This window comes from Pseudomonas sp. IzPS59 (genome assembly GCF_014863505.1).
GTDB classification, from domain to species: domain Bacteria; phylum Pseudomonadota; class Gammaproteobacteria; order Pseudomonadales; family Pseudomonadaceae; genus Aquipseudomonas; species Aquipseudomonas kribbensis.
This window is the reverse complement of record NZ_CP062251.1, coordinates 1,596,193-1,616,362: the sequence shown is the minus strand read 5'-3', so window position 1 is coordinate 1,616,362 and position 20,170 is coordinate 1,596,193. Positions and strand designations below refer to the sequence as shown.

Annotated in this window: 23 protein-coding genes; 9 read left to right on the top strand and 14 right to left on the bottom strand. The window is 61.8% G+C overall.

Features of this window, described 5'->3' with window-relative positions; translation table 11 throughout:
- The first annotated feature begins 1 nt into the window (after window position 1).
- Window positions 2-1,180 (top strand): vWA domain-containing protein, encoded by a 1,179-nt coding sequence (locus tag IF189_RS07320; RefSeq protein ID WP_007956512.1) that lies wholly within the window; start codon window positions 2-4, stop codon window positions 1,178-1,180.
- A gap of 36 nt (window positions 1,181-1,216) precedes the next feature.
- On the opposite strand, the gene IF189_RS07315 is transcribed toward IF189_RS07320, so the two are convergent.
- Genes IF189_RS07315 through IF189_RS07300 form a run of 4 tightly spaced genes read right to left on the bottom strand, consistent with a single transcriptional unit; the run spans window position 1,217 to window position 4,928 of the window.
- Window positions 1,217-2,131 (bottom strand): biotin-dependent carboxyltransferase family protein, encoded by a 915-nt coding sequence (locus tag IF189_RS07315; protein ID WP_192553064.1) that lies wholly within the window; start codon window positions 2,129-2,131, stop codon window positions 1,217-1,219.
- On the bottom strand, window positions 2,128-2,832 hold the full coding sequence (locus IF189_RS07310) for a 5-oxoprolinase subunit B family protein (protein ID WP_192553063.1): 705 nt from the start codon (window positions 2,830-2,832) through the stop codon (window positions 2,128-2,130). The genes IF189_RS07315 and IF189_RS07310 overlap by 4 nt, the downstream gene beginning before the upstream one ends.
- Window positions 2,829-3,581 carry a 5-oxoprolinase subunit PxpA gene (locus IF189_RS07305; RefSeq protein ID WP_134825806.1) on the bottom strand — a complete coding sequence of 251 codons (753 nt, stop codon included), beginning with the start codon at window positions 3,579-3,581 and terminating at the stop codon, window positions 2,829-2,831. The genes IF189_RS07310 and IF189_RS07305 overlap by 4 nt, the downstream gene beginning before the upstream one ends.
- Before the next feature lie 60 nt (window positions 3,582-3,641).
- On the bottom strand, window positions 3,642-4,928 hold the full coding sequence (locus IF189_RS07300) for an MFS transporter (RefSeq protein ID WP_085710290.1): 1,287 nt from the start codon (window positions 4,926-4,928) through the stop codon (window positions 3,642-3,644).
- Between the two features lie 146 nt (window positions 4,929-5,074).
- On the opposite strand from IF189_RS07300, the gene IF189_RS07295 reads away from it, so the two are divergent.
- The gene (locus tag IF189_RS07295) at window positions 5,075-5,986 is read left to right on the top strand and encodes a LysR family transcriptional regulator (RefSeq protein ID WP_192553062.1); all 912 of its coding nucleotides are present in this window, start codon (window positions 5,075-5,077) and stop codon (window positions 5,984-5,986) included.
- Window positions 5,987-6,020: 34 nt separating this feature from the next.
- On the opposite strand, the gene IF189_RS07290 is transcribed toward IF189_RS07295, so the two are convergent.
- Genes IF189_RS07290 through IF189_RS07280 form a run of 3 tightly spaced genes read right to left on the bottom strand, consistent with a single transcriptional unit; the run spans window position 6,021 to window position 7,871 of the window.
- Complete coding sequence (locus IF189_RS07290) at window positions 6,021-6,563, bottom strand: DUF2937 family protein (protein ID WP_085710286.1); 543 nt, start codon at window positions 6,561-6,563, stop codon at window positions 6,021-6,023.
- A 14-nt stretch (window positions 6,564-6,577) separates the two neighbouring features.
- Window positions 6,578-7,354 carry a class II glutamine amidotransferase gene (locus IF189_RS07285; protein WP_003222625.1) on the bottom strand — a complete coding sequence of 259 codons (777 nt, stop codon included), beginning with the start codon at window positions 7,352-7,354 and terminating at the stop codon, window positions 6,578-6,580.
- 16 nt (window positions 7,355-7,370) lie between these two features.
- Window positions 7,371-7,871 carry an MFS transporter gene (locus IF189_RS07280; protein WP_085710282.1) on the bottom strand — a complete coding sequence of 167 codons (501 nt, stop codon included), beginning with the start codon at window positions 7,869-7,871 and terminating at the stop codon, window positions 7,371-7,373.
- Window positions 7,872-7,970: 99 nt separating this feature from the next.
- On the opposite strand from IF189_RS07280, the gene IF189_RS07275 reads away from it, so the two are divergent.
- Window positions 7,971-10,025, top strand: coding sequence for a S9 family peptidase (locus tag IF189_RS07275; protein ID WP_192553061.1), 2,055 nt, complete (start codon window positions 7,971-7,973; stop codon window positions 10,023-10,025).
- Between the two features lie 109 nt (window positions 10,026-10,134).
- Window positions 10,135-10,608, top strand: coding sequence for a cyclic nucleotide-binding domain-containing protein (locus IF189_RS07270; RefSeq protein ID WP_085710279.1), 474 nt, complete (start codon window positions 10,135-10,137; stop codon window positions 10,606-10,608).
- Here the strand turns inward: IF189_RS07270 and IF189_RS07265 are convergent.
- Window positions 10,605-10,889: a hypothetical protein gene (locus IF189_RS07265; protein WP_192553060.1), complete on the bottom strand. Its 285-nt coding sequence runs from the start codon at window positions 10,887-10,889 to the stop codon at window positions 10,605-10,607. The genes IF189_RS07270 and IF189_RS07265 overlap by 4 nt on opposite strands.
- A 78-nt stretch (window positions 10,890-10,967) precedes the next feature.
- Between IF189_RS07265 and IF189_RS07260 the strand changes: the two genes are divergently transcribed.
- The 4 genes from IF189_RS07260 (at window position 10,968) to IF189_RS07245 (ending at window position 13,227) form a co-directional block, all read left to right on the top strand.
- Window positions 10,968-11,654, top strand: a complete 687-nt coding sequence (locus tag IF189_RS07260; protein ID WP_114881810.1) for a hypothetical protein — start codon at window positions 10,968-10,970, stop codon at window positions 11,652-11,654.
- A 49-nt stretch (window positions 11,655-11,703) separates the two neighbouring features.
- A complete protein-coding gene (locus tag IF189_RS07255; protein WP_192553059.1) occupies window positions 11,704-12,075 on the top strand; it encodes a YajD family HNH nuclease in 372 nt (123 codons plus the stop codon).
- Between the two features lie 222 nt (window positions 12,076-12,297).
- Entirely contained in the window at window positions 12,298-12,768 is a 471-nt protein-coding gene (locus IF189_RS07250; protein ID WP_007958066.1) for an RNA methyltransferase, read from the top strand.
- An 81-nt stretch (window positions 12,769-12,849) separates the two neighbouring features.
- The gene (locus IF189_RS07245; protein ID WP_096819384.1) at window positions 12,850-13,227 is read left to right on the top strand and encodes a DUF2892 domain-containing protein; all 378 of its coding nucleotides are present in this window, start codon (window positions 12,850-12,852) and stop codon (window positions 13,225-13,227) included.
- Window positions 13,228-13,230: 3 nt separating this feature from the next.
- Here IF189_RS07245 and IF189_RS07240 read toward each other — a convergent pair whose 3' ends face one another.
- Both IF189_RS07240 and IF189_RS07235 read right to left on the bottom strand, forming a co-directional pair.
- Window positions 13,231-14,460, bottom strand: a complete 1,230-nt coding sequence (locus IF189_RS07240; protein WP_192553058.1) for a hypothetical protein — start codon at window positions 14,458-14,460, stop codon at window positions 13,231-13,233.
- A 50-nt stretch (window positions 14,461-14,510) separates the two neighbouring features.
- Window positions 14,511-14,960 carry a YcgN family cysteine cluster protein gene (locus tag IF189_RS07235; RefSeq protein ID WP_003222605.1) on the bottom strand — a complete coding sequence of 150 codons (450 nt, stop codon included), beginning with the start codon at window positions 14,958-14,960 and terminating at the stop codon, window positions 14,511-14,513.
- A 282-nt stretch (window positions 14,961-15,242) separates the two neighbouring features.
- On the opposite strand from IF189_RS07235, the gene IF189_RS07230 reads away from it, so the two are divergent.
- Window positions 15,243-15,836, top strand: coding sequence for a nitroreductase family protein (locus IF189_RS07230; RefSeq protein WP_007958056.1), 594 nt, complete (start codon window positions 15,243-15,245; stop codon window positions 15,834-15,836).
- A gap of 52 nt (window positions 15,837-15,888) precedes the next feature.
- Here the strand turns inward: IF189_RS07230 and IF189_RS07225 are convergent, their stop codons facing one another.
- The 4 genes from IF189_RS07225 to IF189_RS07210 form a co-directional block, all read right to left on the bottom strand.
- Window positions 15,889-16,821 (bottom strand): D-2-hydroxyacid dehydrogenase, encoded by a 933-nt coding sequence (locus tag IF189_RS07225; RefSeq protein ID WP_192553057.1) that lies wholly within the window; start codon window positions 16,819-16,821, stop codon window positions 15,889-15,891.
- Window positions 16,822-16,927: 106 nt separating this feature from the next.
- Window positions 16,928-17,221, bottom strand: a complete 294-nt coding sequence (locus IF189_RS07220; protein WP_085703814.1) for a YcgL domain-containing protein — start codon at window positions 17,219-17,221, stop codon at window positions 16,928-16,930.
- Window positions 17,218-18,351 (bottom strand): ribonuclease D, encoded by a 1,134-nt coding sequence (rnd, locus tag IF189_RS07215; RefSeq protein ID WP_134825799.1) that lies wholly within the window; start codon window positions 18,349-18,351, stop codon window positions 17,218-17,220. The genes IF189_RS07220 and rnd overlap by 4 nt, the downstream gene beginning before the upstream one ends.
- Window positions 18,352-18,482: 131 nt before the next feature.
- Window positions 18,483-20,126, bottom strand: a complete 1,644-nt coding sequence (locus IF189_RS07210) for a phosphoethanolamine transferase (RefSeq protein WP_192553056.1) — start codon at window positions 20,124-20,126, stop codon at window positions 18,483-18,485.
- Window positions 20,127-20,170: the final 44 nt, after the last annotated feature.

The window sequence follows — 20,170 nt, the reverse complement described above, 5'->3', positions numbered from 1 at the left end:
CATGTTGCTCAACCTGTTCAATGAAATGCGTGCAGCCAAGGTGCCGGTCTCGGTGCGCGAGCTGCTCGACCTGATCAACGCGCTGAAACAGCGCGTGACCTTCGCCGACATGGACGAGTTCTACTACTTGTCCCGGGCGATCCTGGTGAAGGACGAACGGCATTTCGACAAGTTCGACCGGGCGTTCGGCGCCTACTTCAATGGCCTGGAAAAGCTCGACGATCATTTGCAGGCGCTGATCCCCGAAGACTGGCTGCGCAAGGAATTCGAGCGTTCGCTGACTGATGAGGAACGCGCGCAGATCCAGTCCCTCGGCGGGCTGGACAAGCTGATCGAAGAGTTCAAGAAACGCCTGGAAGAACAGAAGGAACGTCACGCCGGCGGCAACAAGTGGATCGGTACCGGCGGTACCAGCCCGTTCGGCTCCGGCGGCTTCAACCCGGAAGGCATCCGGGTCGGCGACGCCGGCAAGCGCCAGGGCAAAGCGGTGAAAGTCTGGGATCAGCGCGAGTACAAGAACCTCGACGACTCCGTGGAACTGGGCACCCGCAACATCAAGGTCGCCCTGCGCCGCCTGCGCAAATTCGCGCGCCAGGGCGCGGCGGAAGAGCTGGATATCGACGGGACCATCGACCACACCGCCAAGGACGCCGGCCTGCTGAACATCCAGATGCGCCCGGAACGGCGCAACACGGTGAAGCTGTTGCTGCTGTTCGACATCGGCGGCTCGATGGACGCCCACGTGAAGATCTGTGAGGAACTGTTCTCGGCCTGCAAGACCGAGTTCAAGCATCTGGAGTACTTCTACTTCCACAACTTCATTTATGAATCGGTGTGGAAGAACAACATGCGCCGCACTTCCGAGCGCACCTCGACCCAGGATCTGCTGCACAAGTACGGTGCCGACTACAAAGTGATTTTCATCGGTGACGCCGCGATGGCGCCTTATGAAATCACCCAGGCCGGCGGCAGCGTCGAGCACTGGAACGAAGAGCCGGGTTATGTTTGGATGCAGCGCTTCATGGAGAAGTACAAGAAGCTCATCTGGATCAACCCATATCCGAAAGATACGTGGGGCTACACCTCGTCGACCAATATCGTGCGGGATTTGATCGAGGATCAGATGTATCCGCTGACCCTGCGCGGGCTCGAAGAAGGGATGCGGTTTCTTTCCAAGTAATCCGCAATGGTTCCCCCGCCAGCGGCGGGGGAACGATCAAAAGCGCTTCAGATACTCGATATGCTCCCGGTGCGCGACGTCCTGCACCACCGGGCGCAATCTGACCTTCGCCCCCGGAAGACACTGTGCCAGTCGCGCCAGCGCCAACGGCGTCAACGCGCCCAATCGCGGATACCCGCCAATGGTCTGCCGATCATTGAGCAACACGATCGGCTGCCCGTCCGGCGGCACCTGCACCGCGCCCAGCGGAATGCCCTCGGAAATCATCGGCTGGCCCTGATACTGCAACGCAGTCCCCAGCAGCCGAATGCCCATGCGATCGGCGCGACTGTCCAGCGTCCAGGTACTGTTGAAGGCATCGAACAGGCTCTGCCCGCTGAACTGACCAATCTGCGCGCCCAGCACCAGATCCAGCGGCGCGTCGAGGCGCAGATCCGGTCGATGCTGTGCCGGGACCTCACGCACCAACAGGGTTTCGCCCTGATAACTCAGGCTTGCGCCCTTGCTCAATGGCAAGCCGAATCCATCAAGACCGCCAAGCTCCTCGCGTACCACCGTGGCACTGCTACCCAACACTTTCGGCGCGTTGAAACCGCCGGGCGCCGCCAGATAGGCCCGAGCCCCCAGCAATGGCTGGGTGAACCTCAAGGTCTGCCCTTTGCACAACTTGAAACTGCGCCACGGTGCCAACGCCTCACCGTCGATCTGTGCGCCCAGGTCGGCACCGGCCAGCGCCAGCAGACAATCCTCTTGCGCCACCACCGCAAACCCGCCGAGGGTGATTTCGATCACCGGCAAATCCAGGCCATTGCCCAGCAACCAGTTGGCCCAGGCCATCGACCGCCAGTCCGCCGCCCCGCCCTGGGTCACACCCAGATGGCGCACGCCAAACCGCCCGGCGTCCTGCAACAGACACAGCGGCGTGCTCGCTTCAATCGTCAGTCGGCTCATGACAACGCCTCCAGAGGGGTGTCATCACCGCCGAGGTTGATGAATTCTGCATGGTTCACCGCTTCGAAACGCACGGTATCGCCGGGCTGCATGAGGCTGTAGCCATCGCGTTCACGGTCGAACAGTTTTGCCGGCGTGCGGCCGATCAGGTTCCAGCCGCCGGGGGACACCACCGGATACGCTGCAGTTTGCCGTTCTGCGATGCCGACGCTGCCGGCGGCGACTTTCTTGCGTGGTGTATTCAGACGCGGTGCCGCCAGGACCTCTTCCACCAGACCCATGAAAGCGAAACCCGGCGCAAAACCCAAGGCGAATACCTGATATTCCCGGGCACTGTGGCGGCGGATCACGTCTTCCACCGCCAGCCCGCTGCGCTGCGACAACAGGCTCAATTCCGGTCCGACGCTAAGGTCGTACCACACCGGCAGCACATGACACTGGCCGCCGGTTCGCGCATTCGGCGACAGGTCGATCAAGGCTTCGGCAATCAATTCCCGAGCCTGACCCGGACTCAATTCGGTCAGGTCGTAATGCACCATCAACGTGGTGTACGACGGCACCAGATCGATCAGATGCGCGCCAAACACTGTGCGCAACCGCTCGCTGGCGGCGAGCATCCACGGCATGTTGGCTTCGGCGATTTCATCGAACAGGCGCAGCATCAGGCAATCCAGTGCCACCACTTCGACCCGCGGATTCATGGCGCGCTCTGCTCGTTCAAGGCCTGACGAATGCGCTGCACGGCCGCAACCGAACTGGCGTTGTCGCCGTGTACGCACAAGGTGTTGGCTTGCAGGTGCAGCGCGCTGCCGTCGCTGGCGGTGAGGTTGTCACCCCGGGCGATGGTCAGCGCTTGCCCGATGATGGTTTCGGCATCGTGATGCACCGCGCCCGGCAGTTGCCGCGAGACCAGTCGGCCGGCGCTGTCGTAGGCACGGTCGGCGAAGGCTTCGAACCACAGGGTCACGCCGTATTCGTCGCCGAGCTGTTGCGCGGCCGTGTTGTCGCGGGTGGCCATCAGCATCAGCGGCAAGCTGCGGTCGTAGGCCGCGACGGCCTGGATCACTGCCCGCAACTGCGCGGGGTTGGCCATCATGTCGTTGTACATCGCGCCGTGGGGTTTGACGTAACTGACTTTGCCACCCTGGGCACGGCAAATACCGTCGAGGGCGCCGATCTGATAATGCAGGATGTCCTGCAGTTCCTGGGCGGTGTACGCCATGGAGCGCCGGCCGAAACCCACCAGATCCTGATAGGCGGGATGCGCACCTATCTGTACGCCGTGGCTCAGGGCCAGGCTGACGGTCTTGCGCATGATGCTCGGGTCACCAGCGTGGAAACCACAGGCAATGTTGGCGCAATCGATGAAGGGCATGACTTCCGCGTCCAGACCCATGGTCCAGCTGCCGAAGCTCTCGCCGATGTCACAGTTCAATAGCAGGCGGCTCACGGTGAACACTCCTGTAGCTTTTGTCTTTTTTTATCGTAGGGCGTTGTCGCAGGTTATCAGTTACTGCGCGTCCAGTTGCTTGCCACGGGTTTCCGGCAGGCTCAACGCCGCCAGGATCACCACGCCGTAGGACACTGCCGCAAAGGCACCGATGCCTACACTCAGCGGTACTTTCTGGCTGAGCAGCCCGATCAGCAGCGGGAACAATGCCGCCAGCGCCCGGCCGATGTTGTAGCAGAAGCCCTGCCCCGAGCCGCGGATGCGGGTTGGAAACAGTTCAGTCAGAAACGCCCCCATGCCACTGAAAATCCCCGAGGCGAAGAAACCCAACGGGAAGCCCAGCCACAGCATCACGCCATTGCTGACCGGCAATTGGGTGTAGAGCAGAACGATGGTGAACGAGCCGACCGCGAACAGGATGAAGTTCTTCTTGCGCCCCAGCAGGTCGGTCAAATAGGCGCTGATCACATAACCGGCGTAGGAACCGATGATCACCATCGCCAGATAACCGCCGGTGCCGAGTACGCTCAAGCCGCGCTCGTTCTTCAGAAAGGTCGGCAGCCAGGAGGTGATCGCGTAGTAGCCGCCGAGGGCACCGGTGGTCAGCAACGAGGCGCGGAACGTGGTGAAGAGCATGCCGGGGGCGAAGATCTCGTAGAATTTCGACGGACTGTCCGGAGTTTGCTTGGCTTTCGCCTCGCGGTAGATCTCGGGGTCTTTCACCAGACGACGGACGAAAATCACGAACACCGCCGGCACGATGCCGAGGATGAACAGTGCGCGCCAGGCATCTTCCGGTGGCAACACCGAGAACAGCAGCGCATAGAGAATTGCCGTCAGCCCCCAACCGAGCGCCCAGCCGGATTGCACCATGCCCACCGCCTTGCCGCGATCCTTGGCGCGGATCACTTCACCGATCAGCACCGCGCCGGCGGTCCATTCGCCGCCGAAACCGAACCCCATCAGGGTGCGGGCGATCAGCAGTTGCTCGTAGTTCTGGGCGAAACCGCAGAGGAAAGTGAAAAAGGCGAACCACAGCACCGTCAGTTGCAGGGTGCGTACGCGGCCGATGCGGTCGGAGAGAATCCCCGCCACCCAACCGCCGATGGCCGAGGCGATCAGGGTGCTTGTGTGAATCAGCCCGGCTTCTCCGGTGGTGATGCCCCACATCGCGATCAGGGTTGGCACCACGAAGCTGAGCATCTGGGTGTCCATGCCGTCCAGACCGTAGCCGATCTTGCAGCTCCAGAAGGTGCGGCGCTCCTGCTGATTGATATTGCGATACCAGTCGAACGGGCCGGGACGGGCCGTGGTCTTGGGGAGGTCGAGGGTGTCGGGCGCACTCATGGCATGTCTCCGCAGGCTTTTATTGGTCTTGTTCGAAGCTCCGACGACGCCTATCGTGGGAACCGGATGCGTCGATTCTTGGGTGCGTCACCCGGTCGCGTCCAACGAATAAAAACCCGCCCAAGACATAAGAAAAATTTGTTGCCATGAACCTGAAGTTTCTCGAGACCTTCGTCTGGGTCGCCCGGCTGAAGAGTTTTCGCCTGACCGCCGACAAGCTGTTCACCACTCAGGCTTCGATCTCCAGCCGGATCGCGGTGCTCGAAGGCGAGCTTGGGGTGAAGCTGTTTGTGCGGGATTCGCGCGGTGTGAGCCTGACGCCGGAAGGCCTGAAAGTGCTGGACTATGCCGAGCAGATGCTCGACACGATGCAGGCGCTGAAGCAGTCCATCGAAACCCGATCGAGCAAGGTTGGCCGGGTGCGCATCGGGGTGATGGACACGGTGATTCACACCTGGCTCAGCCCGTTGGTGGCGCAGATGACCGATCTGTACCCACGGGTGGAAATCGAGCTGGTGGCGGATACGTCCCTTAACCTCTGCGATCAACTGCAAAAAGGCTTTCTCGACTTGATTCTGCAAACCGATCTGGTGCGCCATGAAAGCGTGCGCAGTCTGGAACTGGCCAGCCATCCCATCGGCTGGATCGTTGCCAGCAATTCGATTTACAACCGCGACTACCAAAGCCTCGCCGACCTGGCGCAGGAGCGGATCATCACCTACTCGAAAAACTCCCGGCCGCATCAGGACATTCTGGCGCTGATGCAGGCCCAAGGCGTGCTGGCGCCACGCTTGAACTGTGTGAATTCGGTGTCGGCGATCACCCGGCTGCTGCGTGACGGCTTCGGTATCGGCGCGCTGCCGCCAGTACTGGTGGCCGAGGAACTGGCGCGGGGCGAATTGACCCTGCTCGACATCGATCAACGACCACCCGCTCTACAAGTGGTGGTGTCGTGGCGGGTGGGTGTGGAATGGGTCGAGGAGATTGTGACGCTGTGTCAGCAGGTGCTGGAGGGGTATGCGCGCAAGGTGGGTACGGATTACATCGTTCTGAGTTGATCGTTCCCACGGCGTGGGAACGATGCATCGAGGTTTACAGCCCGCGCACATCCCGGTCTTCGATCGGCCGGCTCTGGCGCAGGCGCTTGCCGCCCAGCACCACCCAGTCGATCAGTCGGAACAGGCATTCGAGGCCGAACGACAGCAACAGCGCGCCGCTCATGCCCCAGATCATTGCTTCCGGTGTCAGCAGAATCTGGTAGCTGTAGCCGTTCCAGGTTTCCTTGCGGATATCCGGATCGGCGGCCAGCACCACTTGCAGGAAGCGGATGTACCAAGGCCCTTGCATCGCCTGGAATTGCTTGTCCAGCGCCAGCTGACGGTTGAGCAAGGTGCTCAGGCTGTCGGCATCGCTGCGAAACACCGGGTCCTCGCTGGCGCGATAGTGAGCGACCAGCGCCTGCAGATCACCCTTGAAGAACTGCTCGGCCGTGCCCTGGAAGCCACGCAGACCGGTCTGCGCCTCGATCAGATGCGCTTCGACCCGCTTGGCGTAATCGTTGATGAATCCCGGCACCTGGACACCGATCAACAGGCCCGCCGCAAACAACACCAGCCGTAGATAACTGAGCAACATCGAGGAGAGATCCTTTATTCGGTCGTGCCCTGGCTGACGCATTCGCCGCGTCGCCACAGGCTCCATTGGCCCGGTTCGTAGCGGGTCCAGGTTTCGTTTTCGGTCAAGGGTTCGGTGGCAATCACCGTGACCACGTCGTTGGGCGTGGTTTCGGCCTGGAAGTCGACGATCACATCGACGTCCTTGAGCCGCGCCGGGCCGAACGGTGCGCGCCGGGTGATCTGCGCAAGTTTGGTCGAGCAATAGCAGAACAGCCAGTCGCCATCGCTGAGCAGGCAGTTGAACACGCCTTTGCTGCGGTATTCGGCGCACGCGGCGACCAGATCCGGCAGCAGCACTTCTATATCGACCGGTTCCGGAAACGCTGCACGTACGCGGTTGAGCAAATCGCAGAACGCCGCCTCGCTGTCGGTATCGCCGACCGGGCGGTAGAAACTCTTGATCGGGGTGAAATCGGCGAGCTGGCCGTTGTGCGCGAAGCACCAGTTGCGTCCCCACAGTTCGCGGACGAACGGATGGGTGTTGGACAGGCAGACCTTGCCGACGTTGGCCTGACGGATATGACCGATCACCACTTCGCTCTTGATCGGATAACGCTGCACCAGATTGGCGACTTCCGACTCGCAGCTGGCTGCCGGGTCCTGAAACAGCCGCAGCCCGCGACCTTCATAGAAGGCGATGCCCCAGCCATCGCGGTGCGGACCGGTGCGACCGCCGCGCTGCATCAGCCCGGTGAAGCTGAACACGATATCGGTCGGCACGTTGGCGCTCATGCCCAATAGTTCACACATGTGCGGGCTCTCGTGATTACAGACGCGGCTCGACGCGTCCGCGCTGCGGATTGCTCGGCAGCGGTGGACGGCCGTAACGATCATCGCCGGCACCGCCGAACGGTTGATCGCCGTCACGCTCGTCTTCGGCACGGGCGGCTGCGCGGGCGGCCTCGGCCTGTTCCTTGCGCGCTTTCGAAGCGCGTTCGATCGGGAAGCGGATCAACACGAAAATCAGGTACAGGCCGAACGCGATCATCGCGTACATGAGCAATTCGGAAATTGCGCGCCAGGCGTTGTTGCCGACCTTGAACGCCAGGTCCAGCGCCGTGATGGCGACGGCCGGGGCGAATTTTTCCTTCACCGGATCGATGATGGTCGGGCTGAACAGCAACACCGCCATCAGCACACGCAGCGGCTCGCGCAGCCAGCGCCACATCCAGCGGGTCATGCGCATCCATACCAACAGGCAGCCTACGGCAGCAAAGGCGTAGAGGCCCCAGGCGATCAGATAGTCGTTCTCGGTCATGGTGTCCATGGCAAGGCAGGCAAAGAGGCGCTTATAGTAACGACTTTTCGCACATCAGGCTTCCCCGCCGTCCGTGCGGTCCTCATTTGTCATGTTCGAGAGCCCTCCATGCCCGTATCCGCCAACGTCACCAGCGCCCCGATTGCCCGCAAGGATGCCGGTCACGACCCGTACGCCTGGCTGCAGGAACGCGACACCGACGCGGTGCTCGACTACCTCAAGGCCGAAAACGACTACCAGCAGGCGCAGACCGCCGATCAGGCCGAATTGCGCGAAACCCTGTTCGAGGAGATCAAGGGCCGGATCCTCGAAACCGACCTGTCCCTGCCGTCGCCGTGGGGTCCGTATCTGTATTACACCCGCACCACGGCCGGCGACGAATACCCGCGCCACTACCGCTGCCCGCGCCCGACCGACGATAGCCTGACTCTCGACGAAAGCCGCGAGCAACTGCTGCTCGACCCGAACGCCCTGGCCAATGGCGGTTTTTTCTCCCTGGGCGCGTTCAGCATCAGCCCGGATCACCAGCGTCTGGCCTACAGCGTCGATGCCTCGGGGGACGAGATTTACACGCTGTTCGTGAAGGAACTGGCCAGCGAGCGCATCAGCGAACTGGAATTCCAGGACTGCGACGGCAGCATGACCTGGGCCAACGACAGCCTGACGCTGTTCTTCGGCGTGCTCGACGACACCCATCGTCCGCACAAGCTGTTCCGCTACCGCCTCGACGGCACTGCCGCCGAAGAGGTGTTCCACGAGCCGGACGGACGTTTCTTCCTGCATTGCTACCGTGCCAGCTCCGAACAGCAGTTGCTGCTGTCGCTCGGCAGCAAGACCACCAGCGAAGTCTGGGCGCTGGATGCCAACCAGCCGCACCAGCCGTTCACCTGCCTGGCGCCACGGGTCGAAGATCACGAATACGATGTCGACCACGGCAAACTTGATGGCGAATGGACCTGGTTCATCCGCACCAACCGCGACGGCATCAACTTCGCGCTGTATCAGGCGCCGGACACCGGCATCGCGCCGAGCGAAGCCGACTGGCAGAACCTGATTCCCCACAGCGATTCGGTGATGCTCGATGGCGTGACCCTCAACGCCGAAGCCCTGACCCTGAGCCTGCGCGAAGGCGGGCTGCCGATCATCGAAGTGCGCCCACACGGTCTGGCGCCTTATCGTGTGCAATTGCCGGACGCGGCCTACAGCCTCTATGTGCAAAACAGTCTGGAATTCGAAAGCGACCGCATTCGCCTGCGTTACGAGGCGTTGAATCGCCCGGCCCAGGTTCGGCAGTTGATCCTCGCCACCGGCGCACAGGAAGTGCTCAAGGAAACCCCGGTGCTCGGCCCGTTCGACGCCGACGCCTACGTCAGCCAGCGCCTGTGGGCCACGGCCCCGGACGGCACGCTGGTGCCGATCAGTCTGGTGATGAAACGCGAAATGCTCGGCAAACCGGTGCCGCTGTACCTCTACGGTTACGGCGCCTACGGTTCGAGCCTCGACCCGTGGTTCTCCCACGCCCGCCTGAGCCTGCTGGATCGCGGCATGGCGTTCGCCATCGCCCACGTGCGTGGCGGCGGCGAACTGGGTGAAGCCTGGTATCGCGCCGGCAAGCAGGAGCACAAGCAAAACACCTTCAGCGACTTCATTGCCTGCGCCGAATTCCTGATCCTCAACGGCATCACCACCGCGCCGCAACTGGCGATCAGCGGCGGAAGCGCCGGTGGCCTGCTGATCGGCGCGGTGCTTAACCAGCGCCCGGATCTGTTCGGCGTGGCGATTGCCGAAGTGCCGTTCGTCGATGTGCTCAACACCATGCTCGACCCGGATCTGCCGCTAACCGTCACCGAATACGACGAGTGGGGCAATCCGGAAGAGTCTGACGTCTACGAGCGAATCAAGGCCTACGCGCCGTACGAAAACGTCACCGCGCAGGCGTATCCGGCGACGCTGGTGATCGCCGGCTACAACGACAGCCGCGTGCAGTACTGGGAAGCGGCGAAGTGGGTGGCGAAACTGCGCGCGACCAAGACCGACGACAACCCGCTGCTGCTCAAGACCGAACTGGGCGCCGGCCACGGCGGCATGAGCGGGCGTTATCAGGGATTACGTGACGTAGCGCTCGAATATGCATTTGTTTTCAAGGTTCTGGGCATCGCCTGAGGAACTCCGCCGGTCACTTGGGTCTTAATTCCGGGCACCGGAAGCCGATAATCAAGTCGGCTCCCGGTGGCGAGCCTGTAACCCGACACAACAAAAAGACCGCGATGACATGTCAGAACCGACCTTACTGAACAACGAAATCCGTGACTGGCTGATGGACTGCGGCCTTTTCGATCAATTGCAACTGGCGGACTTCGCCGCCGCTTCGGGCTACTTCAGCATCAGCACCGTGGCCGAGGGCGAGGCGATCTTTCGCGAAGGCGATGCCGGCAGTTTCATGTGCATCATCCACACCGGCCAGGTGGCCGTGCAGAAAACCGGCGCTGACGGCCAGGTCATCACCATGGCCACTCTGCGCAGCGGCCGGGCCTTCGGCGAAATGGCCGTACTGGATGGCGAACGCCGCTCGGCGACCTGCGTGGCGGCGAGCAACTGTCAGTTGCTCAACCTGGGCAAGGACTCACTGGAAAAAATGCTCAACGACGCGCCGAAGATCGCCGCCAAGATCATCCGCGCCCTCGCCGTTTCCCTCTCCAAACGTCTGCGCATGGCCGACGGCCAACTGGCGGCACAGCAGATCTAGCCGCCGGGGGATTTGGTTTTACCTTCGGGCTGTTCGATCCCCGGCAGCGGCTGATCCTTGGATGGCGGGCTGGGCATCTCGATCGGCACCAGCGGTGGCCCGCCACTGCCGGAGCCGGCCTTGGGAATCGATACCGGACTGATCTGCGGATATGGTGTCGGCGTTGCGGTGCCGGGCGAACCCGGTTGCGGGGTCGGGCTGGCGGGAATCGCCTGCTGGGCCTGCACTGCAGTAATCGAGAGCGCGGCCAGGGCAATGACCGTTAGAATGGTGCGCTTCATCAAGGGCTCCGTTGCCTGAAGTCTGCTCTCAGGCTACTCCCAACGCGCCTGCTTGCCTTCCCCCCTGTAGAGATTTCCATGAAACGTTTCGTTCTGCTCGACACCACGCCGATCCCTGACAACGGCGGCGCCCTGTGCCTGTTCGAGTATGGCGAGGACTTCGTCATCAAGATCCAGGGCGGCGACGGCGGGCAATTGATGAACACCCGCATGCACGGTTCCGAAGACGCGCTGGCCGAGATTCCGTGCCGCAAGGTTGCCGGCCGACCTGACTCGCGCGTGCTGATCGGCGGGTTGGGCATGGGCTTCACCCTCGCCTCCGCGCTCAAGCATCTGGGTAAAAGTGCCGAAGTGGTGGTCGCCGAGCTGGTGCCCGGCGTCGTTGAATGGAACCGCGGCCCGCTCGGTGAAAAGTCCGGGCGCCCGCTGCTCGACCCACGCACGGTGATCCGCCAGGAAGACGTGGCCAAGGTGCTGCAAAGCGAGCCAAACGGCTTCGACGCGATCATGCTCGACGTCGACAACGGCCCCGAAGGCCTGACCCAGAGGGCCAACAGCTGGCTGTATTCCGCCGCCGGTCTGGCCGCTTGTGCCAGGGCGATGCGGCCCAAAGGCGTGCTGGCGGTGTGGTCCGCCAGCGCCGACCGGCAGTTTTCCGACAAATTGAAGAAGGCCGGTTTCAAGGCCGAGGAAGTGCAGGTCTTCGCCCACGGCAACAAGGGCACCCGCCACACGATCTGGATTGCCGAGAAGCTCAAGGGCTGAGCTAAACTTGCGTCATAACCGTCATTAGTCTTTCTACAAAGGTGAACCCATGAGTTCGTCCACCCCGACCAACACTTCGAAGCTGGATCGCATCCTCGCCGACAACCAGCGCGACAAGGAAATGGGCTACCGCGACAAGGCCCTGAAGATGTATCCGCACGTGTGCGGCCGCTGCACCCGTGAGTTCTCCGGCAAGCGTCTGAGCGAGCTGACCGTGCATCACCGCGATCACAACCACGACAATAACCCGCAGGACGGTTCCAACTGGGAACTGTTGTGCCTGTACTGCCACGACAACGAACACTCGCGCTACACCGACCAGCAGTATTTCGGCGAAGGCTCCCTGAGCACGCCAAAAATCGCCAAGGCTACGCACAACCCGTTTGCGGCGCTGGCCGGCCTGATGAAAAAAGAAGACTGAAAATCTTCATTGGCCACACCGGCCTCTTCGTCGGATCGCCGCCCGGACCAAGCCCGCTCCCACAGGTTTCTCTGGTGTACTCAGAATTTGTGAACGGCCGAGATCACTGTGGGAGCGGGCTTGCCCGCGAATGGGCCGGGACAGACACCGCAAGTCTTGAATCTGCCCGCCCTCCCCCAATCCCCGTATAATCGCCCTCTTTTTCCCGAAGGCACCCCGCTCGTGGCAGACAAACGGTACAGCTGCATTGGTTTGTATAACCCCAAATCACCGGAAAACGTCGGTTCGGTGATGCGCGCCGCAGGCTGCTATGGCGTGTCGACCGTGTTCTACACCGGCAAGCGCTATGAGCGCGCCGCCGATTTCGTCACCGACACCAAGCGCGTGCACTACGACATCCCGCTGATCGGCATCGACGACCTGAAAAAGATCCTGCCGCTCAATTGCGTCCCGGTCGCCGTGGAACTGGTCGACGGCGCCCGTCCGCTGCCGGAATACACCCACCCGGATCGCGCCCTGTACATCTTCGGCCCCGAAGACGGCTCGCTGGATCAGGAAATCCGCGACTGGTGCGAAGACGTCGTGTACATCCCGACCACCGGTTGCATGAACCTCGCCGCCACGGTCAACGTCGTGCTCTACGACCGCATGGCCAAAGGCCTGAACACCCGTTCCGGGCCGAAATTCCGCTGAAACGCCGCACATCCGATGGAACGAGCTGACCGCCAGTGCAGTCAGCTTGTTTATCCATCACTCATTGCCTGGAGAAAGATCATGACCGAGCTCAAACGCGTCGAGCGTATCGAATCCACCCCGTTCCAGACCCGTTCCGAACAGAACGTCGAAGGCTGGGAGCGCATCGGCTCGCTGGCCGGCGGCGTGATCATGGTCGGCAAGGGCCTGCGCCGTGGCGGCGTGTTCGGTCTGATCCAGGTGGCGATTGGCGGCGTGGCCATGGCCCGTGGCATCACCGGCCACAGCTCGGTGAAAAGCCTGCTGGAGAAAAGCCGTCAGGACATGAACAACGTGCGCACGAAGATCGAGCGCGCCGGTGAAGAGCTGAGCAAGCTCAAAGCCAATGCCGAAGCGGCGACCAAGACCGCCACCGTGACCGGCAATGATTCGGTGAAGTCGCCCAAAGCCGGGGTCTGATCGCTACTGAATCAACCCGGTATCAAGCACCTTGGACGACTCGCCGATGACACTCTCGGCGAGTTGTACAAATGCCTTGGTATCGACCGTCCCCAGATGCATCGCCCCGCGCAGCACATCATCCAGCGAGCGTTTGTTGCGGGTCTTCAGACGGATCTCACGATCCAGTTCCTGTAACAGCAAAACCGCTTTGGAGGCCTGCGCCGGGCTGATCTGCTCGCCGCGCAACGTCGTCACTTTCTGGCTGTCCTTCGCCAGTTTCACCTGATACGCCTGATAACGTTCGTCGCTCATGCCACCAGCACGACGCACCAGTTCGACGGCGTAATACTCGGCGAACCCTTCCTTGATCCAGTCACTGCGCTGCTCGTCGTTGATCCGCCCGAACACCTGCGCCAGCTCCCGGACCAAGGGGCTGCTGCCGCTTTCGCTGACCAGCGGCAACCGCGTGTTGAGGTAGATCGACTCCCGCGCTGCGAGGCTGCCGCGCCACATCGGGTCGTTGGCGCCGACGATCAGCAGTTTGCCCGGATGGCGGGGAAACACCGCTTGCACCTGCGGCCAGACGAACGTCAGCAACGTCAGCACATCCATCCGGCGCATGCCCTGCCCTTGCGGCGACGCTACCGTCACTTCCGTCTCACCCAGCCGCGTGCGACGGCTGCCGAGGTGACCGGCGAGCATCCAGCCCGTGGGCCGGTCGAACAGACGGGACGGATTGTCGATGCGGAATTTGTTCTTGCCGATGCGCGGCCAGGCGGTTTCGACGCTTTTCCAGCCGTCGGGTAGTTCGAATTGCAGGCGAGAGATCAGTTCAATGCCATCCTGCTGATCAAGCTTCGCCGGCGGCACCAATTCATCGCCGCGCATCAGCGCCCAGGTCGGGGTCATGCGCGTGTCGAAGCTGCCGTTCTTGCGGCCGTGGCTGATGCGAACGCGGTAGGTCAGGCTGGCCTGGTCCGCCGTCGGGCGCCACACGCCGCGTGCGTGCTGGCCCGGCGTCAGTTGCCATTGGCCGTCGGCCTTGAAGTCGCTGTAGTGGCTACCGTCGCCGAGATCGAAATCCAGACTGCGCACGGCCTCGCCCTTGGCCAGGGTCAGGCGCACTTCCGCCTGATCGCTTTGCGGCAACAGGCGCACGTGGTAATCCAGATCGACCTTCTTTGCCGCCCACACCGGCGCGCTCAGCATCAGCGTTCCGACGATCAGCGTCCGGCGTAATCCCACAGCCATACACACTCCTTGTTGAAACTCGATCCTCGAGGCCTGGATCCTCGAGGGGCTTAGCCGGCGCGGAAAATCAGGTGATCTTCCCAATCGTCTTCCGGCACGCTGCCTTCGGCGAGCATGCGCCCGGACTGGGAAATCCGCTCGTGGTGCACGGCGTCGCGATCACCGCAGACCAGGTGATGCCACAACGGCAGGTCCTTGCCTTCGCTGACCAGTCGATAACCGCAGGTCGGCGGCAGCCATTTGAATTCTTCGGCCTGGCCCGGGGTGAGCTGGATGCAGTCCGGGACAAACTTGATGCGGTTCGGGTAATCGCTGCACTGACAGGTTTTCAGGTCCAGCAGTTTGCAGGCGATGCGCGTGTAATAGACGCTGTTGTCTTCTTCATCCTCGAGCTTCTGCAGGCAGCACAGGCCACATCCGTCGCACAGCGATTCCCATTCCTCGTGATCCAGTTGATCGAGGGTTTTGCGTTTCCAGAACGGTTCGACTTTGGCGGCCATGGCTCAAGCATCAACATCAGGTGGTGAAAAGGCCGCCAGTCTAGTGCCCAGGGCCCCGTGGGCCAAGCGCTGGCGACTGCCGGTTGTGCGGGGCTTGTCAGTTTTTGCGCGGCCAAGTAGCTTTGCCGTTCTCAAGAAGCCCTGGCCGGGTGCCATTAACGCTCGACCGCGTTGCATTCCGGTGAACTGCACGGCTTCGGATTCAACCCCCATCGTTCAGCCCAACTGATCCCGCCGGGTTTTGCTTCAAACCTGTCCTCAAACGTAGCAAGGAATCTCTCGATGAGTGCCAACCCTCGCGTTGCCGAATACGCCATTCACCCGCAGTTCACCGATCGCTGGTCGCCCCGCGCCTTTACCGGCGAAGCGATTTCCGAGGAAACCCTGCTGAGCTTCTTCGAAGCCGCGCGCTGGGCGCCATCGGCGTACAACTCGCAGCCGTGGCGTTTTCTCTACGCCCGTCGCGACACGCCGAACTGGGAGCGTTACCTGGGCCTGCTCAACGAATTCAACCGCAGTTGGGCGCAGCACGCCTCGGCACTGGTGATAGTGATTTCGAAAACCACCTTCACCGCACCGGGCGCCACCGAAGAAACACCGGCGCTGTGGCACACCTTCGACACCGGTTCCGCATGGGGCCATCTGGCACTGCAAGCGAGCCTGAGCGGCTGGCACACCCACGGCATGGCCGGCTTCGATCAGGAGCTGACCCGCAAGGAGCTGAACATTCCGCAAGGTTATGCGCTGCACGCCGCCGTTGCGGTGGGCAAGCTGGGTGACAAGGCAACCCTGGCGGATTACCTGCAAGCGCGGGAAACGCCGAGCCCGCGTCGTCCGTTGAGCGAGCTGGCGGCTGAAGGGGATTTCACCCTGTAAGCCACATCGTTTGATCGTTCCCACGCTCCGCGTGGGAACGATCTCGAAGGAATCAGTAACCGCGTGCGAAATCCACTTCCCCACGCAACGCTTCGCCCGCCTGATACGCCCGCAAATTATCCAGAAACAACTGCACCATCATCGGCGGCGAGGTCGGTGCCGAGCTGTGCCCGGTCAACAGCAAACCCCACGCGGTCCAGAACGGATGGCGTTGCGGCAGCGGTTCCTGACGGCAGACGTCGATCACCGCGCCCGCCAGATGGCCTTCCTTCAGCGCCTCCACCAGATCCGCATCGACCACCGCCACACCGCGCCCGGCGTTGATGAACAACCCGGTCGGCTTGAATTGCTTGAATAGCGCCGCGTCGTAAATGTCGTGAGTGTGCTCGGTGTTGGGCAGCAGATTGACCACGTAATCCACTTCACCCACCAGCCGTGGCAGGTCCGCCATCGAACCGACTTCGACAAACGGCGCCTGCTCCCGGGCGCTGCTGGCGATGCCGTACAACTCGACGCCGAATGGCCGCAGGAACTGCGCGACGCTCTGGCCAATATCACCGGTGCCGACGATCAGCACCTTGCGCCCGACCAGGCTCTGGCCGGTGCGACTGTCCCACTTGCGTTCGACCTGACTGACCAGACGCGCCAGTACTTCACGCTCGTGACCGAGCATGTAGGTCAGCACGTACTCGGCCATCACCTGACCGAAAATGCCGACCGCCCGGGTCAGGCGGTAATCCCGGCGCAAGCCGTCGGCCAGCAGCGGCGTGATGCCGGCCCAGGTCGATTGCAGCCATTGTGGCTGGTGGCCCTGACGCAGCAGGGTCGCCAGCAGATCCGGCTGCCCCAGCCACACCGGGCAATCGACGGCCTGGCGAGCCAGTTCGGCGGAGTCACCGCTGGTCAGCACTTCAAGCTCCGGGGCCACCTGACGCAGCAGCCGGGCGTATATCGCGTGGTCGTGTTCAGCAATCAGAACGCGCATGTTCAAACCTTTCGCAAACCGTGCAGACGGCCGCCCACTTCGTGGCGGTCGTCGCCGTAAAAACAGTTCCAGGGATTACAAGAGGCCCGGGACCGGGCCTCGCAGGTCAGACCGGGTCGTTGCGTCGCAGCAACTCTTCCGGCAAGTGCTCGATGTACTCTTCCTCGGCCGGTGGCATCTGCAGGTGGTAGCCCTGCTTGTCGAGGTTCTCCAGGACGACGGCGATGTCTTCGCTGGCCAGCTTGCGTTCGGGGGTCAGCACCAGATCGAAGGAGTGCTTCGCCTTGCCGAACGCCGCCATCAGGCCTTCCGGCACACGCTCCAGCGCATCACTCTTGAGCACGTAAAGGTACATGCCGCTTTTCTTCGAACTTTGGTAAATGGAGCAAATACGTTTCAAGGCTGTTCTCCGGCAGTGGCCAGGCTGTCGAGCAGCTTCTGGCCCATCAATTCGCGGCGCCAGCCACGCAGCGAATCAGGCAATTGGTAAGGCCCCTCGGGGAAGCCGCTTTTGACCAGGGCTTCGAGGGTTTTCTTGCGCAGCATCAGTTCCGGCGCGATGTCCAGGCGTTCAGCCTCGGCCTGGCCCAGCGCGCGCAGTTGCTTGATCAGCGCGGCGGCTTCGATCGGCAGCGGCTCCGGCACGGCTGGTGGCCACTGATCAGGCCCCACACTGCCAGAGCGCTTGATCAGATCAAGCAGAAACTCGCCGTCCTGACGCACGGTACGCGGGTGCATGTCTTCGATCTTGCCCAGCGCGCTGAGGTTGTCCGGTTGCGTGCGGGCCAGCGGCCACAACGAATGCTCACGGACGATACGGTTGCGCGGCAGGTCGCGGGCACGGGCCTCGCGCTCACGCCAGGCGCATAGCTCGCGCAGAACGGCGAGTTGTGCGCGGGACAGTTTCCACGCCAGTTTCGCCTCGCGATACACCTCGTACGGATCGGTCTCGCGACGCAGGTTGGCGACCAGTTCGGCGCCATCCTCCAGCACCCAGGCGTATTTGTCGTCGGACAGCTTCGGACGCAGTTGTACGAAAACCTCCGCCAGATGCACGGCATCTTCGGCGGCATAGCTGATTTGCGTGTCGGACAACGGACGCTGCAACCAGTCGGAACGGGTTTCGCCCTTCGGCAGTTCGATGCCGAGCACTTCCTGCACCAGACGCGAATACCCCATCGAGAACCCGAGGTTCAGGTAGGCCGCAGCCAGTTGCGTGTCGAACAACGGCGCCGGCAGGCTGCCGGTCAGGCGCAGCAGGACTTCGAGGTCTTCGCTGCAGGCGTGCAGGACTTTGAGCACCGCCGGGTTTTCCAGCAACGCCGCCAACGGTTGCCAGGCGTCAATGGTCAGCGGGTCGATCAGATAGGCGCGTTTGCCGTCGCCGACCTGCAACAGGCCGGCAATCGGGTAGAAGGTGTCGACCCGCATGAATTCGGTGTCGAGGGCAACGAAAGGCAACTGCTGCCACTCGGCGCAAAACTGCGCGAGGCTATCGTTGTCGCGAATCCAGTGAATATCGATGGCCACACGGCTCTCCCTTCAAGAATGGCGCGCAGTATATATCGCCACCGGCGCTTTCCGCGCCTGTGCAGGGCAAGAGCGTTGATGAAATCTCCTGCCTGCCAGCAAGAATAGTCTTACAGAACAATTCCGACGGATCAGTCCTTGGCCAATACGCCGTCGATGACCGCACCACGGCAACCGGCGAACAGATCCAGATCGTGCTGATAGACCTTGCTCTGCACTTCCAGCAGACCGAGCATCGAATGGAACAGGTTGTCCTGGCTCAACGGTTTGTCGCGGCTCAATTGCAGGCAATGGGTGTCGACCGAGTAGGACTTCTGATAGCTGTCGGAGAACCACGCCAGCATCGCCACATGTTTCTGTTGTTCCGGCGCCAGCATGTACGGCGTGCCATGCAGGAACAGGTTGTACTCGCCCAGGGACTCGCCGTGATCGGAGAGGTACAGCATGGCGGTATCGACTTTCTCCTGATTGCTGCGCAGCACATCGATCAGGCTCGACAGCACATGGTCGGTGTACACCAGCGTGTTGTCGTAACCGTTGACGATGCTTTCGCGGCTGCAATTGTTCAGCGCGTTGCTTTCACACACTGGCGTGAAGTGTTCGTATTCCTCCGGGTAACGCTTGAAGTATTCCGGGCCGTGGCTGCCCATCTGGTGCAGCACCAGCACGGTGTCCTTGTCCAGGTGATCGATGAAACTCTGCAGGCCTTGCAGGAGGATTTCGTCGCGGCATTCGCTGTTGGCGCAAAGCGCCGGGTCTTTCAGATTGCTCACGTCCTGCAGGGTGACGCGATCGCAGGTACCTTTGCAGCCCGACTGGTTGTCGCGCCAGATCACATCGATGCCGGCGCGTTTGAGCACGTCCAGCAGCCCTTCCTGATTCTTCGCCTTGCTGGCGTCGTAATCCTGGCGACTCATGTTGGAGAACATGCACGGCACCGAGACCGCTGTTTCCGTACCGCAGGAATGCACGTCGGTGAACGCGATGAGACCGGCTTCCTTGTCCAGTTTCGGCGTGGTGTCGCGGTTGTAGCCGAGGATGCCGAAGTTCTCCGCCCGGGCACTTTCACCCACCACCAGCACAGTCAGCGACTTGCGCGAACGGTTTTGCAGTGCCGGGTTACGTTGGGCGTCTTCGCCGATCTTGATGAACGGTTGCCGGGCGGAAACCACCTGCTCGCGCAGATAGCCGGCCGATGCGCCGATGTAATTGCTCGGCACCAGCATCAGGCGCAATTCGTGGTGGTTGCGAAACAGCGAGGACAAGCCCTGATAGTTGGCCAGTGCAACGCCGCCAATAACAGCGACCGATGCTGCACACACCACAACTTTGCTTAATAACTCTCGGTGCCAGCGACGATAGTCAACGGGCAACTTCCACAACAACCACGACGGCAATACGCCCAGAAACAATAGATAGGCGAACAACTTCAACGACAGCAGATCACGAACTTCCGTGGCATTGGTTTCAGCGAAGTTGCGAAACATGCCGGCGTCAATCATCACGCCATACTGACTCATGAAATAAGCCACACCGGCACTGATCAGAAACAGCGCCGTCAACACCGGTTTCAATACCGGGCGAAACGCCAGAAAGGTCAGCACGATGTTGTAGGCCGCGAAGATCATCACTCCGAACGCAATGCCCATGGCGATGCCGTCGGCAGCGGTGATCTCGAGGAGATGTTGCCAAAGTACGAAATTGAATCCGATCAAAAGAAAGGCGCTGGCAAACAACGTCACCCATTCCGGGCGCACGGCTTTTAACTTCAACATATGAGGGGGGCTATTTCCTGAAAAGAAGCGCCGTGGCCAATTGT

Bases quoted from the DNA above. Each gene is read 5' to 3' on its own strand.
- IF189_RS07270 (WP_085710279.1), top strand. From the start codon at position 10,135: ATGTCAGAACCGACCTTACTGAACAACGAAATCCGTGACTGGCTGATG.
- IF189_RS07255 (WP_192553059.1), top strand. From the start codon at position 11,704: ATGAGTTCGTCCACCCCGACCAACACTTCGAAGCTGGATCGCATCCTC.
- IF189_RS07245 (WP_096819384.1), top strand. From the start codon at position 12,850: ATGACCGAGCTCAAACGCGTCGAGCGTATCGAATCCACCCCGTTCCAG.
- IF189_RS07275 (WP_192553061.1), top strand. From the start codon at position 7,971: ATGCCCGTATCCGCCAACGTCACCAGCGCCCCGATTGCCCGCAAGGAT.
- IF189_RS07285 (WP_003222625.1), bottom strand. From the start codon at position 7,354: ATGTGTGAACTATTGGGCATGAGCGCCAACGTGCCGACCGATATCGTG.
- IF189_RS07235 (WP_003222605.1), bottom strand. From the start codon at position 14,960: ATGGCCGCCAAAGTCGAACCGTTCTGGAAACGCAAAACCCTCGATCAA.
- IF189_RS07260 (WP_114881810.1), top strand. From the start codon at position 10,968: ATGAAACGTTTCGTTCTGCTCGACACCACGCCGATCCCTGACAACGGC.
- IF189_RS07225 (WP_192553057.1), bottom strand. From the start codon at position 16,821: ATGCGCGTTCTGATTGCTGAACACGACCACGCGATATACGCCCGGCTG.
- IF189_RS07295 (WP_192553062.1), top strand. From the start codon at position 5,075: ATGAACCTGAAGTTTCTCGAGACCTTCGTCTGGGTCGCCCGGCTGAAG.
- IF189_RS07230 (WP_007958056.1), top strand. From the start codon at position 15,243: ATGAGTGCCAACCCTCGCGTTGCCGAATACGCCATTCACCCGCAGTTC.
- IF189_RS07310 (WP_192553063.1), bottom strand. From the start codon at position 2,832: ATGAATCCGCGGGTCGAAGTGGTGGCACTGGATTGCCTGATGCTGCGC.
- IF189_RS07210 (WP_192553056.1), bottom strand. From the start codon at position 20,126: ATGTTGAAGTTAAAAGCCGTGCGCCCGGAATGGGTGACGTTGTTTGCC.
- IF189_RS07300 (WP_085710290.1), bottom strand. From the start codon at position 4,928: ATGAGTGCGCCCGACACCCTCGACCTCCCCAAGACCACGGCCCGTCCC.
- IF189_RS07315 (WP_192553064.1), bottom strand. From the start codon at position 2,131: ATGAGCCGACTGACGATTGAAGCGAGCACGCCGCTGTGTCTGTTGCAG.
- IF189_RS07265 (WP_192553060.1), bottom strand. From the start codon at position 10,889: ATGAAGCGCACCATTCTAACGGTCATTGCCCTGGCCGCGCTCTCGATT.
- IF189_RS07240 (WP_192553058.1), bottom strand. From the start codon at position 14,460: ATGGCTGTGGGATTACGCCGGACGCTGATCGTCGGAACGCTGATGCTG.
- IF189_RS07280 (WP_085710282.1), bottom strand. From the start codon at position 7,871: ATGGACACCATGACCGAGAACGACTATCTGATCGCCTGGGGCCTCTAC.
- IF189_RS07320 (WP_007956512.1), top strand. From the start codon at position 2: ATGTTGCTCAACCTGTTCAATGAAATGCGTGCAGCCAAGGTGCCGGTC.
- IF189_RS07290 (WP_085710286.1), bottom strand. From the start codon at position 6,563: ATGTTGCTCAGTTATCTACGGCTGGTGTTGTTTGCGGCGGGCCTGTTG.